This window comes from Peribacillus sp. NPDC096447 (assembly GCF_044762725.1).
In the GTDB taxonomy this organism is placed as follows: domain Bacteria; phylum Bacillota; class Bacilli; order Bacillales; family DSM-1321; genus Peribacillus.
This window is the reverse complement of the sequence record NZ_JBIWEV010000001.1, coordinates 34,511-48,069: the sequence shown is the minus strand read 5'-3', so window position 1 is coordinate 48,069 and position 13,559 is coordinate 34,511. Positions and strand designations below refer to the sequence as shown.

At 36.7% G+C, this 13,559-nt stretch carries 15 protein-coding genes; 10 read left to right on the top strand and 5 right to left on the bottom strand.

Annotated features, from left to right (window positions below; translation table 11 throughout):
• The first annotated feature begins 60 nt into the window (after window positions 1-60).
• Both ACIQZD_RS00260 and ACIQZD_RS00255 read left to right on the top strand, forming a co-directional pair.
• On the top strand, window positions 61-720 hold the full coding sequence (locus ACIQZD_RS00260; protein ID WP_402897135.1) for an amino acid ABC transporter permease: 660 nt from the start codon (window positions 61-63) through the stop codon (window positions 718-720).
• 14 nt (window positions 721-734) lie between these two features.
• Window positions 735-1,478, top strand: a complete 744-nt coding sequence (locus ACIQZD_RS00255) for an amino acid ABC transporter ATP-binding protein (protein ID WP_402897133.1) — start codon at window positions 735-737, stop codon at window positions 1,476-1,478.
• Window positions 1,479-1,857: 379 nt separating this feature from the next.
• Here the strand turns inward: ACIQZD_RS00255 and ACIQZD_RS00250 are convergent, their stop codons facing one another.
• The 5 genes from ACIQZD_RS00250 to ACIQZD_RS00230 all read right to left on the bottom strand — a co-directional run bounded on the left by ACIQZD_RS00250 (window position 1,858) and on the right by ACIQZD_RS00230 (window position 5,567).
• On the bottom strand, window positions 1,858-2,271 hold the full coding sequence (locus ACIQZD_RS00250) for a Fur family transcriptional regulator (RefSeq protein WP_402897131.1): 414 nt from the start codon (window positions 2,269-2,271) through the stop codon (window positions 1,858-1,860).
• Window positions 2,272-2,400: 129 nt separating this feature from the next.
• Entirely contained in the window at window positions 2,401-2,841 is a 441-nt protein-coding gene (gene sufU, locus ACIQZD_RS00245) for a Fe-S cluster assembly sulfur transfer protein SufU (RefSeq protein WP_402897129.1), read from the bottom strand.
• A gap of 104 nt (window positions 2,842-2,945) precedes the next feature.
• Window positions 2,946-3,935, bottom strand: a complete 990-nt coding sequence (locus tag ACIQZD_RS00240) for a CobW family GTP-binding protein (protein WP_402897127.1) — start codon at window positions 3,933-3,935, stop codon at window positions 2,946-2,948.
• A 15-nt stretch (window positions 3,936-3,950) separates the two neighbouring features.
• Window positions 3,951-4,343: a (2Fe-2S) ferredoxin domain-containing protein gene (locus ACIQZD_RS00235; protein ID WP_402897125.1), complete on the bottom strand. Its 393-nt coding sequence runs from the start codon at window positions 4,341-4,343 to the stop codon at window positions 3,951-3,953.
• Between the two features lie 288 nt (window positions 4,344-4,631).
• Window positions 4,632-5,567 carry a CobW family GTP-binding protein gene (locus ACIQZD_RS00230; protein ID WP_402897123.1) on the bottom strand — a complete coding sequence of 312 codons (936 nt, stop codon included), beginning with the start codon at window positions 5,565-5,567 and terminating at the stop codon, window positions 4,632-4,634.
• A 428-nt stretch (window positions 5,568-5,995) separates the two neighbouring features.
• Here ACIQZD_RS00230 and ACIQZD_RS00225 point away from each other — a divergent pair, with 428 nt between their 5' ends.
• The 8 genes from ACIQZD_RS00225 (at window position 5,996) to ACIQZD_RS00190 (ending at window position 13,550) form a co-directional block, all read left to right on the top strand.
• Window positions 5,996-6,973 carry a metal ABC transporter substrate-binding protein gene (locus tag ACIQZD_RS00225; protein WP_402899810.1) on the top strand — a complete coding sequence of 326 codons (978 nt, stop codon included), beginning with the start codon at window positions 5,996-5,998 and terminating at the stop codon, window positions 6,971-6,973.
• 88 nt (window positions 6,974-7,061) lie between these two features.
• On the top strand, window positions 7,062-7,769 hold the full coding sequence (locus ACIQZD_RS00220; RefSeq protein ID WP_402897121.1) for a metal ABC transporter ATP-binding protein: 708 nt from the start codon (window positions 7,062-7,064) through the stop codon (window positions 7,767-7,769).
• Window positions 7,715-8,563: a metal ABC transporter permease gene (locus ACIQZD_RS00215; RefSeq protein WP_402897119.1), complete on the top strand. Its 849-nt coding sequence runs from the start codon at window positions 7,715-7,717 to the stop codon at window positions 8,561-8,563. The genes ACIQZD_RS00220 and ACIQZD_RS00215 overlap by 55 nt, the downstream gene beginning before the upstream one ends.
• A 47-nt stretch (window positions 8,564-8,610) precedes the next feature.
• A complete protein-coding gene (dcd, locus tag ACIQZD_RS00210; RefSeq protein WP_402897117.1) occupies window positions 8,611-9,186 on the top strand; it encodes a dCTP deaminase in 576 nt (191 codons plus the stop codon).
• A gap of 94 nt (window positions 9,187-9,280) precedes the next feature.
• Window positions 9,281-9,796 carry a MogA/MoaB family molybdenum cofactor biosynthesis protein gene (locus ACIQZD_RS00205; RefSeq protein WP_402897115.1) on the top strand — a complete coding sequence of 172 codons (516 nt, stop codon included), beginning with the start codon at window positions 9,281-9,283 and terminating at the stop codon, window positions 9,794-9,796.
• A gap of 157 nt (window positions 9,797-9,953) precedes the next feature.
• The gene (locus ACIQZD_RS00200; RefSeq protein ID WP_402897113.1) at window positions 9,954-10,691 is read left to right on the top strand and encodes a class I SAM-dependent methyltransferase; all 738 of its coding nucleotides are present in this window, start codon (window positions 9,954-9,956) and stop codon (window positions 10,689-10,691) included.
• Between the two features lie 322 nt (window positions 10,692-11,013).
• Window positions 11,014-11,934, top strand: coding sequence for a GTP cyclohydrolase FolE2 (gene folE2, locus ACIQZD_RS00195; protein ID WP_402897111.1), 921 nt, complete (start codon window positions 11,014-11,016; stop codon window positions 11,932-11,934).
• Between the two features lie 515 nt (window positions 11,935-12,449).
• The gene (locus ACIQZD_RS00190) at window positions 12,450-13,550 is read left to right on the top strand and encodes an NAD(P)/FAD-dependent oxidoreductase (RefSeq protein WP_402897109.1); all 1,101 of its coding nucleotides are present in this window, start codon (window positions 12,450-12,452) and stop codon (window positions 13,548-13,550) included.
• The last annotated feature ends 9 nt before the right edge of the window (window positions 13,551-13,559 follow it).

Below are 13,559 nucleotides of genomic sequence, written 5' to 3'. Positions count from 1 at the left end.
AAAATTAAGCTAACAGGATTTCCTTAGGAAACCCTGTTTTGTTTTTGGGGGAATCAATTCATGTCAGCAGATTATCTTTTATCAATACTAAAGCCTATGCTCGAAGGGGCACAGATGACTGTCCTCTTATTTTTGATCGCCATTGTCTTGTCCATTCCTTTGGGCTTCTTGCTAACTCTGGCTGTAAGAAGCAAAATCAAGCCTTTAGCCTGGCTTGCCCATACCTATATTTACTTGATGCGTGGTACACCGTTGTTGCTTCAATTGTTATTTATCTGTTTCGGGCTTCCGATGATTCCCGTGATTGGCGAATATATGGTTTTGGATCGCTTTGTAGCTGCATGTTTGGGCTTTATTTTAAATTATGCCGCGTATTATGCTGAAATTTTCCGCGGAGGTCTGCTTGCTATCGAGAAAGGTCAATATGAGGCCGCCAAGGTACTGGGTTTGACTAAATGGCAGACAATGAGGAAAATCATTCTGCCTCAAATGTTCCGCGTGGCGCTTCCGGCCGTTTCCAATGAATCGGTGACACTTGTCAAGGACACCGCGTTGCTTTATGCCGTAGCTGTACCGGAACTATTACACTTTGCGCAGACAGCAGTGAATCGTGACTTTACGATTGTTCCATTTTTCATGGCGGGAATCATTTATCTCCTTATCACGCTCGTATTAACGATGATCTTTAAATGGCTCGAAAAACGATTCAAAATTGAATAGAAGGAGTGGTGAATGTGGCTATCCTTGAAGTATCCAACCTCAAAAAGTCATATGATAAGATTGATGTACTAAAACAGATTACTTTTGATGTAAATAAAAACGATGTGATTGCAGTGATCGGCCCTTCTGGATCTGGTAAAAGTACGATGCTCCGCAGCCTCGTCCACCTAGAAGAAATAGACGGCGGCAGTATCGTGGTATCTGGCGAATATATGGTGAAGGACGGAGTCTACTCCAATACGCAAGAGCTCAAACAAATCACCTCTAAAATGGGGATGGTTTTTCAGCACTTTAATTTATTCCCTCACCTGACGGTTAAAGAGAACCTGGAAATCGCACCTAAAATGGCGAAAAAGGAGACAAGTGCGGTTATCCAGCAGCGAAGTGCCGAACTGCTGGAGAAAGTGGGGCTCTCCAATCGGTCGACGGCATACCCTGCCAATCTCTCCGGCGGCCAAAAACAAAGGGTGGCCATTGCCCGGGCCCTTATGATGAACCCGGAAATCCTGCTGTTTGATGAACCTACTTCTGCCCTTGATCCGGAACTGACAGGTGAAGTACTGAAGGTCATGAAGGATCTGGCTGAGGAACACATGACGATGATCGTCGTGACGCATGAGATGGAGTTCGCAAGAGAAGTGGCAAATCGGGCCATTTTCATGGACAATGGAGAAATCATTGAATCCGGCGACCCGGAAGAGCTGTTAACAAATCCACAGTTTGACCGGACAAAAGCCTTCTTGAAACGTAGTTTGTAATAATTCATTATGCTTTAAAATGTAAATTAAATTAGATTTAGCTCACAGTGTTAAATTTTTTTCAATTCTAGCCCTTCAGTTTGAAGGGCTTTTTTATGAAAAGATCGTCATATGCTAGTAGTACCTTGAAGGATTGGAGCTTCATTAAGTCGAAAGTTATAGATGGAAATATCCCCCGAGGGGGGATATAATGACGATATAGAGGAGTAAGTGATCCTTTCTTTTTTTTAGATACCTTCTGATATTAATTGGGTGGTATTTTTATTTTTGTTTCTCCTAAGGAATTTTTTTGGGAAGTCACTCAAAAAGTATTTGGTTATAGTTACATAGAGTAAATTGATGTCATTTTATGAAAACATTGTACTAATATTGAAGTCTATTACAGACAAGATGGACAAACTCCGTAAACTTCAAACTTATGATCATAAATTAAGTAATCATTAAGGTAGGTATCCATTTTTTCCATTGGACACACGTTTAGATCGGTCGTATTCCCACATTCTGTACAAATGAACTTATATTCATGAGTATTTATTTCATTTTTTAAATGGAATAGGCTCTCCCCATCCTGAAAAGTAAGGTCCATGATACCGATGTCCTTGAATAATTGAAGGTTTCGATACACCGTATCGGAACTGACACTTCCCATTTTATTTTGTAAATGATCTGTTACAGATTTGGCTGTCACAAATCTGTTTTTTTGCCCTATAAAATAAGATAATATACTCGATCGTTGAGGGGTGCATCTGTAACCATTATCTTTTATGTAATCTAGATATATTTCTAAATTCAAGAAATTCAGCCCCATTTAGTTTTTCTTTGATTTAAATCTGAAATAAAAGGTTCAGTTCATAAATTCTCCATGGAAACCACTAATAACGTATAAAGCTGTTAATGGTTAAGTAGTATTTTCCTACATAAACTAAAGGGTATTGTATTCCTTCACATCTTTTAAAATTTTATCTAATGCTTGCCAAGTCATTAACGCACAATTATGTCGTGCTTTTAACTGATGGACTCCTTGTAGAGATAAACTATCACCTAGATCTACCCCATTTGGATTCACTCCATTTCGAATTAACTGCTCAAATGCTTTTCTTAGGGAAGAAATCTCTTTTAGGGACTTGTTTTCGATAAGTTCTGTCATCATAGATGCAGATGCCATGCTAATGCTGCAGCCTTCACCAAGGAAGGCTGCTTTTTTGACTTGATTATGTTCAAGTTCTATAAATAAAGTCATGACATCCCCGCATGAAGGGTTTTTATAATGTACTTTCCGTACATATTCTCCTTTTAATTCTTTAAAATTTCTTCTTTGTTTATAATGATCTATGATAACTTGTCGATAAAGGTTATCCAGCATAGTAAGGAAGTACCCCTTTTCATTTTGAATGTAAAGACTAAAATTGGGCGCTTTCTCTTTTAGACGAAAAATAGATTTTTGGGGAGTGTAATGAAAACAGTATGTTAGTTCGCTATGCAATTTTTAAATTGCTGCTCTAACTCATCTTTGTTTAAGTCCCTTCCAATAAAAACAAGTTCACTTATTCTTGTTTCGCTGTCTTTCCATTTCCGATCTGGTCTTCCTGAAAATAACATATGAAGTCCCTGGAATACTATTCGTTGTTGGATTCCTTGTATATGAAGAATTCCCTTATAGCGTAATAGATCTTCCCCTTTTTCTTGAACAAGGTAACTCATCCATTCATTTACCTTATCGAAATCGAGTGGCTTCTCTTCACGAAAGGCAATCGATGACACCTTATCATCATGATGGTGATGGTGATGATCTTCTAAGAAATGAGGGTCAATTTCAAGCTTGCGTTTCACATCAAACGTATTAATTCCTAAAATATCCCTTAAATTTATATTGCAATTTTGAGCATGCATTCTCTTAGCTGCTGGATTCATGTTGGTAAGTCTTCGCTCCAACGTATTCAGGTCGTCTTCAGATACTAGATCTGTTTTATTTAGAATGATCACATCAGCGAAAGCAATTTGTTCTTGTGCCTCATCATGACTATCCAAATGCCTGCTAACATGCTTGCTATCTACTACAGTGACAATACTGTCCACTTCGAATTTTTCGGATAGTAATTCATCCATAAAAAAGGTCTGGGCAACCGGTGCCGGATCAGCTAAGCCCGTTGTCTCAATCAAAACACGATTGAATTTTGTCTTCCCCTGTTCACTTGAAAAAACCAGAGTTCGAAGGATGCGAATTAAATCCCCCCGAACCGTACAACAGATGCAGCCATTGTTCATCTCCAAGATTTCCTCATCAGCATCAACTACTAACTGGTTGTCTATCCCAACTTCTCCATACTCATTAACGATAACCGCGATCTTTTGATTGTGCTTTTCTGTTAGGATCCGATTTAAAAGCGTTGTTTTACCTGCACCTAAATAGCCAGTCAGAATGGTGACCGGGATTTTGTTTGTTTCTATCAAAGTCATATTTTTTCTCTCCATTTATTTTATTTTTGATACTCTGATTACTTTTTCCTTGTCTTTTGTTACCCCGGCGACAACTCCTTCTGCGCGTTCAAAACCGTACCCAAGAAATGAGTGGCTTACTTTATCTGTATAATCCTCATTAGCAAGGAGTGAATCGACAAAGGGGGAGGCATCCTCAGGTTTTAAATCCTTATACCATGTTCCTTTGGGGTAGGCGATTACAACGCACTTATCATGGCATCTTCCATTACAACGCGTGCGAGTTGTGTGAATGGTGTCGTCTACCTGTCGGTCTGAGATTTCTTTACGAATTGCTTGAGTCAGTTCCTCTGATCCTACCTCATTGCAACTGCTACCGTTACATATGAGAACATGATGCTTCGTATTATTTAAATTCCATGTGGCCATATTTAATTTTACCTCCAGATAAATCGTAATAATTACGATTTAAAATCAATTATTGTCTCATTTTTAACTTTCTAAACGAATAAATTCACTTAATTACAGAGTAAGCATTTTCAGAGCTATATCCAACTGGATTTTTGATGCCTGTATTTAACTATTCTCGGTGTTGCTTCTGTTTTTTTCTCCTTTCTCATATTGTATAATCGCGCAAAGCGTAATCATTACGATTTGAATGATATTATTTTAACCCTTTTTTAAGCGATGTGCAAATACTAAAACGTTCAGCAAAAGTTAATGTTCCAAGGACATGCTATTTTTCACTAAATTATTCAGTGTTTTCTGTAGGTAGCAGTGATCTAATCCATCCCCGATAAACACTAGAATATTGTTCATCTTTAAACCTGATTTTGTATGGAAGGGCATGCCATAAGCATATTGGAAGAGAAATGTTTCCCGTTTACCTGTAAAACGGATATACCCTTTAATTCGATAAATTGAGTCAGGCATTGCTCTTAAGAAGTCGTCAAATAGTTTCTCGTTAATAGGGTGAGAGAAGGTATGAACATATGTCTTGATATGCAGGTGATCAATAGCATGTGTTTTCTGATGTCCACCTTTTCTTTTTCTTTCAAAATATTGGATCCTACTCAAATTGATGTTGGCAAATTTAGTCGGAATAATCTTACCAGTTGGATTAATCATAGATAATTCCTTTTCAATAATCATTTGGCTTTCATCTGAAATTCGATCAATTTTATTCAATACGATGGTATCAGCATGTTTTACTTGCTCCGTAATTAGCTTTCGAAGAGTAATCTTTAATTTATGGCGTTCCATCCAGCAGGCAGCATCTAATAGAGTAATAATCGATTGTATCCTTACCTTGTCAGCTAGCAGAGGAGATAAACAGGCATCTAACACTTCAACTGGATGGGCAACCCCAGTCGTTTCAATGTAAATCGCATCCAATTCAAACTGATTTAGGAGTTCCGATAATTGGACTTCGAGTTTATCTGATAGTGTACAGCAAATACAGCCATTTAGTAATTCTTTTAAAGGAACATTTTTTGGAACCGCATCTGAATCTATCGAGACTCGTCCCATTTCATTCATAATTACAGCCACTTTCCTGTTATTTACTTGTTCCTCATTCATAATCCTTTGGAGCAGAGTCGTTTTACCTGCTCCTAAAAAGCCTGCCAGAATATAAATCTCCACACTTCTCATTGAAATCATCCCCTCAACTATTAATTGAATTTGTCGTAACAAAGTCTAACTTCATCCTGATTAGTAAATAAGTATTTAGTAAGTTTCGTAAAAAGTAATGATTACGATTTATAATTATAAAGTGAATGAAACGTTTCTACAATGAGGTGTACCATAAATCTTTTGGATAAGAGATTCATGCTAAGTTCATTTGAACTTAAGGGTTATACATATATGGACTATTGAAATAAGATGAACATCAAGATTATAGAACTTTTTTTGTCACTGTGGTCGTTTTAAACAATAGATATTTATTTCCCTTTTTTTAAAATACACTTGTTCTTTTTTAAAAAAAGTGTTAAATTATCAATGGCTTCTCACAAATCGTAATAATTACGATTTGTGAGAGAGATGTACAATTGGGTTTGATCAAAGAAAAGGGGAGAAAAATGAATCTATATAAAGTAAGAGCAATATTAGTAGCCTTGGTTTGTTTTACAGTCATGATGGGATGTAGCAATGTAGAAGAGGTTAACAATCCGGAGGAAAAAGAGTCTGCAAATGAAAAAATACATATCGTAACGACCTTTTATCCTATGTATGAATTTACTAAAAACATTACAAAAGATAAGGCCCAAGTGGACCTCTTGGTTCCATCAAATATTGAACCCCATGATTGGCAACCTACTCCTAAAGATATGGGAGCTATTCAAAAAGCAGATCTTCTTGTTTATAACAGTCCATTTATGGAAACATGGCTTTCTCCTATCCAAAAAAGTTTGGATAAAGACGGACCACTATTTATAGAAGCAAGTGAGAGGATTCCTTTAATGGAAGGAACCGAAGAGGAGTCAGATCACGATAACGAGGAATCAGACCATCATGATGAAGACCATAAACAGTTAGATCCGCATGTATGGTTAAGCCCAGTACTTGCTCAAAAGGAAGTTCAAACGATCACTGATGCGATAGTCAAACAAGATCCGGAAAACAAGGATTATTATGAAAGCAATAGTCAAGACTATATCGAACAATTGAAAGAGTTAGATGAACTTTACCGTACAACGCTCGATAAAGCTTCCAATAAGGAAATGATTACACAACATGCTGCTTTTGGATATTTAGCAAAAGAATATGGTCTTACACAGGTTCCCATTGCAGGACTATCTCCATCAGAAGAGCCAAGTCCAGCAAAACTTGCTGAACTCAAGGAATTTGCTAAGGAGCAACAAATTAACGTAATTTACTTTGAAGAAACTACTTCTCCTAAGGTTGCCCAAACATTAGCTGGAGAACTGGGAGCTGAAACAGAGGTATTAAATACGTTAGAGGGGTTAAGTAAGGAAGATCAAGAGAAAGGCCTAAGTTATATTGAAGTTATGAAGAATAACTTAAAGTCTCTTGAAAAATATTTTGTGAATAAATAGAACTATGCTGAATGAACTTTAAAAAGTGTGCGCCTTAAGTAGGAAAGGACGCACACTTTTTATAATCATATCAGAGAGGAGTGGAAAAATGAAACTCGTTTCTTTGCATAATATTGTTTTTGGTTATACCCATTCACCTTCATTAAATGGGGTATCCTTTGAGATACAGAGTGGAGAGTTTGTTGGAATTACGGGACCCAACGGAGCTTCCAAATCAACGATGCTACGAGTAATGCTAGGATTACTAAAGCCTTGGGAAGGCACGATTACAATAAGTAAAAAAAACTCCGAAGGAAAACGTCTTACAATTGGGTACGTTCCTCAACAAATTGCCTCTTTTAATACGGGTTTTCCAAGTACAGTTATAGAGCTGGTACGATCTGGGAGATTTCTTAAGGGCAGATGGTTAAAAAGATTAAATCATGAAGATGAAGAAAAAATAGAAAATTCCTTGAAAATGGTAGGAATGTGGGAGTTTCGTCATCACAAAATTGGCGCCTTATCTGGAGGTCAAAAACAGAAAATTATTATAGCGAGAGTGCTCGCAACCGATCCAGACTTATTGGTATTGGACGAACCGACAACAGGAATGGATGCTGAGAGTAGAAAAGGGTTTTATGAATTTATGTACCATCAAGTAAAAAAACATCATCGGACCGTTGTGATGGTCACCCACGAACAGGATGAAGTGCAGGGATATTTGGATAAAATTCTTCGCTTAGAGAGGGGGGAGCAAGGGGGATGGAAATGTTTAACTTGGAATTCATGCAGCGAGCATTTTGGGCAGGTGGATTAATTTCCATTTTTGCTCCTATTTTAGGAGTATTCCTAGTATTAAGAAAACAAGCTTTAATGGCGGATACATTGTCCCATATATCTCTGGCTGGGGTAGCAATCGGTTTCTTTATTCATACAGATATTACGTTATCTAGTATTCTTGTCGTAATAGTTGGGGCAATAGGTATTGAATACATGAGGCGAGCATATCGAACGTATTCAGAGGTTTCAATTGCTATTCTAATGGCTGCGGGATTGTCATTCGCCTTATTTTTATTAAGTCTAAGTGAAGGCGGAATGACAACCAATATCGAGCAATATTTATTTGGGTCCATAGTAACGATCAGCCGGGAACAGCTTTATGTCATGGGCGGAGTAACCACAATTACACTTCTCTATTTCTTTTTTTTAAAGCGACCGTTATATTTAATGACATTTGATGAAGATACAGCCTTTACAAGTGGCATCAATACAAACCTATTGTCCCTATCCTTTAGTATTTTGGTTGGTTTAGCTATTTCAGTCATTATACCAACGATCGGAGTTCTTTTAGTTTCAGCTCTATTGGTCTTGCCAGCTGCATTTGCGATAAGATTCATGAAAGGTTTTAAAGTGGTGATTGTGACTGCTGTTCTTATTGCCATGTTTAGTATCTTTTTGGGATTGGTCTCTTCCTATACATTAGGAACTCCACCAGGCGCTACCATTACTTTATTATTGGTCATCATCTTATTTATTGGTTTTCTTATTCACAAATTAGTAGTAAATTTCAATAGAAAAATTAAGAAAAGAATACGTCAGGAAAGCTTATAACGATCATCGCAATATCAGAAATTATGGATTCGGGGGGTACAACTATTGTGATTCTGTCTAATAAAACAATCTTAAAGAAGATAAAGGAGCAAGAGCTTATCATTGAACCACTGAAACAATCCCAACTACAATCAGCTTCTATTGACTTGAGGCTAGGAAATCATTTTTTGACGATTGATGAATATTCCACACCTCTTATTTCACTGGACAAACCAGCTGCTTATAAAGAAATTTACAAAGATCATATTATTATTCCGCCTCAATCTTTTGTAATTGGAACGACCATGGAAGTTATTAAGTTACCAAATAATATGTCTGCTTTCGTCGAAGGCAGAAGCTCTATTGGAAGGTTAGGTCTGTTTATTCAAAATGCTGGATGGGTTAATCCTGGGTTTGAGGGACATATTACATTAGAACTTTACAATGCAAACCGTGTGTCAATTGAGTTAAAGGCAGGGAGACGGATATGCCAGGTAGTTTTAGCTTCTTTGGATCAAGAAACTACTCCTTACATAGGAAAATACTATGGTCAAAATAAAGCAACTGAAAGCCAAGTCGATCGTGATGAGGAGGCTGAGGATGAGAGTCTGAAATCAAAATGGAAATTTAAAGAATTTGATTAATTTTTAGGTTTACTCCAGCCTTAGAATTTTAAATTATGTCAGCTATATTCCAAACTTTCATTAGTTCATACATTCAAAGAAAAGAGGGAAAATAATGAGTGTTAAGCAACATAAGGAAGAAGCGCCTAAAAAGGTGAATTGTAAAGTCATCACAGTAAGTGACACACGTTCAAAAGTGACAGATAAAAGTGGGAGCTTGATTATCAAGATGTTAGAGGATGCTTTACACTCTATACAAGATTATGAAATTGTGGCAGATGACCATGAGGCTATCTATGAAGCTATAAAGGCGGGATGTTTAGACAAACGAATTGATGTCGTATTGTTGAATGGAGGAACAGGCATAGCAAACCGAGACGTTACAATTGAGGCTGTTCAAAGTTTGGTAGAGAAGCAACTTACAGGATTTGGTGAGATATTCCGGATGCTAAGTTATTTAGAGGATATTGGATCTGCAGCGATTTTAAGTAGATCTATTGCTGGTGTTTCCCATGATACAGCCATTTTTTCTATGCCGGGATCTAGTGGGGCGGTCAAATTAGCCATGGAAAAGATTATTATTCCTGAGATATCTCATGTAGTGAGGGAAATACGAAAAGACTTAAGATAGAAGATAATAGCAGAGTGAGTAAATGAATTTTATTAAATAATTGTTGTGATTAATCAATTTTTAAATGATAGGGTGGGTTATAAAACGTTATTACGTTTTGAGTTTCGGATAAATTCCTTTAGATTTTTATAAGATAGATTAGGAGAGTGATCTGGAAATGAACGCGTGGTATGAAGAACATTTTCAAACGGACTATTTAAAAATTTATCAACATAGGCATAGTGAAGCAGGTAGTGAGTTGAAGGATCTACTTGAATTAATCCCCAGGAAGAAAGGTCAATCCGTTCTGGATTTGTGCTGTGGTTACGGAAGACATTCTCGCTATCTTGCTCAGCTTGGTTGGAGAGTTACTGGAGTGGATCTCTCCGCACCCCTTCTTCAAGAGGCTATCAACCTGTCATTGAACATGCCTATTCAATATATGAGGTGTGACATGAGGAAGATTCCGTTTCGCAAGGAAATGGATCTCGTTGTAAATATGTTTACAAGCTTTGGTTATTTTGACAGTGATGATGAGAATGAGAAGGTGATTGAGGGAATAAGCCATTCTTTGAAGGATGGAGGTTACTTTATTATGGATTATCTTAATCCTACATTTGTTAAAGAAAATCTTATTCCGTATTCAAGAGAGGAAGTTGGATCAGCGGAACTGATTCAATATAGGAAGATAGTAGGGGAACATGTACATAAAAAAATCATCATTAAATCCGGTAACGATGAAAAACGATATGAAGAGGTTATTAAGTTATATCATAAAGAAAAAATGCTATCTATGCTAAATTCACATGGACTTATCGTTCAGAACATCTTGGGTCACTATGATGCAAGTTGTTTTAATTCACAGCAATCACCCCGTATGATCTTTATTTGCCAGAAAGGTGTAAAAAAAATATGAAATGAATGATGAAAAAACCTTTTTAGTATCAACACCATTCTCGGCAAGATGAGTGACGTATTTATTGAAAAAGAAGAAAAGGAGTGAAAGAACAGTGTGAAAGCTGTAAAGTTGTATCAAATTAGCCGAAAAGTGTTCTAACATTGGCAGGTGTATCCTTAATCCTGCGTCATTATCTGGTTATTGTATGGTGGGCTATACTCTTTATAAGCGTCCAGTGGCAAAAAAAATGATAAAAGTTGGAGATTTAGCGCCCATTACGTTCACTGATAAAGCTATATGTTCATTAGTTACCGTTTACTTACTATAAGGAGTGTAATGCATGAATAATTTTAAACTTCCCCCAAAGAATGAACGGTTAAAGCTGTTTGGCTCTATAGAACCTGGAATAAAAACGAAGCCAAGCGAAAAAGAAAACATGTTGGATTTACAAAATATGAAAGAAGATTTCTTATTTGAACTCGATGCCGTTGGCATTACAAACGTCAAGACTCCTGTTTCCGTTATCTCAACTTTAGAGCCAATAACGCAAACAACCATAGCTACCTTTACGTTAACTTCCACTATTCCTCATGATGTAAAGGGAACAAATATGAGTCGTTTTACCGAACAATTGGAGCTGTATCGCAGGCAAGGATTTACCTTAACCTTTTCACAACTATCCGATTTTATAAAAGAATTATCCGAACGTTTAGGTCAAAAAGATGCAAAGCTGGAAGTAAGTTTCCCTTGGTTTTACGAACAGCCATCACCTGTGACTTTTCTTGCAGGTTTGAACTATGCTGAAGCAAGAATTTTGTTATCTTATCATCATGGAAAGATAGAAAGAACGGTTGAATTAACCTGTGCTGTAACCACCTTATGCCCTTGTTCGAAGGAAATTAGTGAGTATAGCGCTCATAATCAACGGGGTTTCATTAAAATGCATGCATTGTTAACTGATGATTATGATGAATCTGTTGATTGGAAAGCTGTACTTTTACATGCGGCTCAATCAAACGCCAGTGCCATAATTCATCCAATTTTAAAACGCCCGGATGAAAAAATAGTGACTGAAAAAGCTTATGAAAATCCCCGATTTGTCGAGGACATGGTTCGGCTTGTAGCTTCTGATCTATATGAAGCACCATTTATTCAATCCTTTACAGTGGAATGCCGTAATGAAGAATCTATCCACCTTCATGATGCCTATGCCTCAGTAACATTCGATAAAACCAATAAAAAAACTTTCACTCGTATTTAATAGAGTGAAGGGTGAGTGATGACAAATCAATTGAAAAAATTGAATATCGATAAGAAATTTATAAATCCATCTTAAAAGATCGTACTAGGAGATGTCGAGCTGGAAACGGGTGAAATTAATATGTTTACTGCTTGCCACCCAGATAGTTACGTTCTAATCCTAGGGTTCGTAAATTATTAGAACATTCCCATCAAATTTCCAAGTATCATATTAAAAGTTATCTAAATTATATACTAATTGAGTAAGACGAAGAATATAGATTAACATCTTTGCAAAAATATTGGATCAGACAAGGAGTAAAACCAGATGTTGTTTCAAGTCTTTCGGGTAATTTTGAAAAGGAAAGAAAACTAGTGGTTTTTGCTGAGATTATGTCTATAGATTGTCTCTAAACTTTATAATGTAAATCGTAATTGTTTCGATTTATAGAGAAAGGAAAAATAGAAAATAGGATTCATAATAAACGAGATTCATTTAGCAGTAGTAATAAACTTTTTATAAAAGGAGGAATATACATGATTACGATTATTGGAGGAGGCCCAGCAGGGATTGGTATGGGTGTTCTATTAAAGCAGAATGGGATAGATGATTTTATTATTTTAGAGAGGGATCAAGTTGGTTCAACATTCTTTCAATGGCCTGAAGAAACAAGATTTATCACACCATCTTTTACTGCTCATGGTTTTAGTTATTTAGATTTAAACGCGATTTTACCTGATACGTCACCTGCATATACTTTTGGAAAAGAACACTTATCAGGTGAGGAATATGGCGAATATTTATGTATGATTGCTGAACACTACAAGTTGCCAGTCAGTGAAAATACACAAGTACATATAGTAGAAAAAAGGGAAGAAAAGTATTGGGTACAAACAAGCGAGAAGGGTGATGGTTTTTTCTCAGAATCAGTTATTATTGCTTGTGGCGAATTCCAATTTCCAAAACGTCCTTTTAAATATGGTATACATTACGGCGATGTTACCTCATGGAATGAAATTAAAGGGGATAGAATCATTATTGGTGGTGGTGAGAGCGCAGCGGATGCGGCCTATCACTTAAATAAAGATGGGAGAAAAGTGGATGTATATTACTCTGCGAAACAGTGGTTTGATATTGATGTAGATCCTAGTAGGACCTTATCACCATTTACAAGAGAAAGGCTTGAATCAACAAAAGAGCTTAATGGAATCTTTGAACATCCAATGAGTAGAGCAATCTCCGTCGAAAAGGACGATGAAAAAGACATGTTTCTCATTCAATTAGAGAATGGTGATGTTGTAGAAACTAAATGGGAACCAATTATCTGTACTGGTTTTGGGAGCGGTGCGAAGCAATTCAAGGAGTTATTTGAATGGAACGAAGAAGGACTACCAATCTTAACTGAAAAGGATGAGTCCACGCTAGCCCCTTCAGTATATTTGATTGGACCGAATGTAAGGCAAAGTAATACAATTTTTTGTTTTATTTATAAATTCCGCCAAAGGTTTGCCATTATTGCTGAGGATATCATTTTCCATCATAATCTTCCTCGCAATCAAGATATTTTTGAATTGTATAAGAAGTCTGCCATGTACCTTGATGACTTATCTTGTTGTGAGAAAGGGTGCGCCTGTTAGGAGATTAAT

Coding starts and splice junctions, on each gene's coding strand:
- ACIQZD_RS00260 (WP_402897135.1), top strand. CDS start 61: ATGTCAGCAGATTATCTTTTATCAATACTAAAGCCTATGCTCGAAGGG.
- sufU (WP_402897129.1), bottom strand. CDS start 2,841: ATGCTGGATAACCTTTATCGACAAGTTATCATAGATCATTATAAACAA.
- ACIQZD_RS00240 (WP_402897127.1), bottom strand. CDS start 3,935: ATGACTTTGATAGAAACAAACAAAATCCCGGTCACCATTCTGACTGGC.
- ACIQZD_RS00235 (WP_402897125.1), bottom strand. CDS start 4,343: ATGGCCACATGGAATTTAAATAATACGAAGCATCATGTTCTCATATGT.
- ACIQZD_RS00230 (WP_402897123.1), bottom strand. CDS start 5,567: ATGAGAAGTGTGGAGATTTATATTCTGGCAGGCTTTTTAGGAGCAGGT.
- ACIQZD_RS00225 (WP_402899810.1), top strand. CDS start 5,996: ATGAATCTATATAAAGTAAGAGCAATATTAGTAGCCTTGGTTTGTTTT.
- ACIQZD_RS00220 (WP_402897121.1), top strand. CDS start 7,062: ATGAAACTCGTTTCTTTGCATAATATTGTTTTTGGTTATACCCATTCA.
- ACIQZD_RS00215 (WP_402897119.1), top strand. CDS start 7,715: ATGGAAATGTTTAACTTGGAATTCATGCAGCGAGCATTTTGGGCAGGT.
- ACIQZD_RS00205 (WP_402897115.1), top strand. CDS start 9,281: ATGAGTGTTAAGCAACATAAGGAAGAAGCGCCTAAAAAGGTGAATTGT.
- ACIQZD_RS00200 (WP_402897113.1), top strand. CDS start 9,954: ATGAACGCGTGGTATGAAGAACATTTTCAAACGGACTATTTAAAAATT.
- folE2 (WP_402897111.1), top strand. CDS start 11,014: ATGAATAATTTTAAACTTCCCCCAAAGAATGAACGGTTAAAGCTGTTT.
- ACIQZD_RS00190 (WP_402897109.1), top strand. CDS start 12,450: ATGATTACGATTATTGGAGGAGGCCCAGCAGGGATTGGTATGGGTGTT.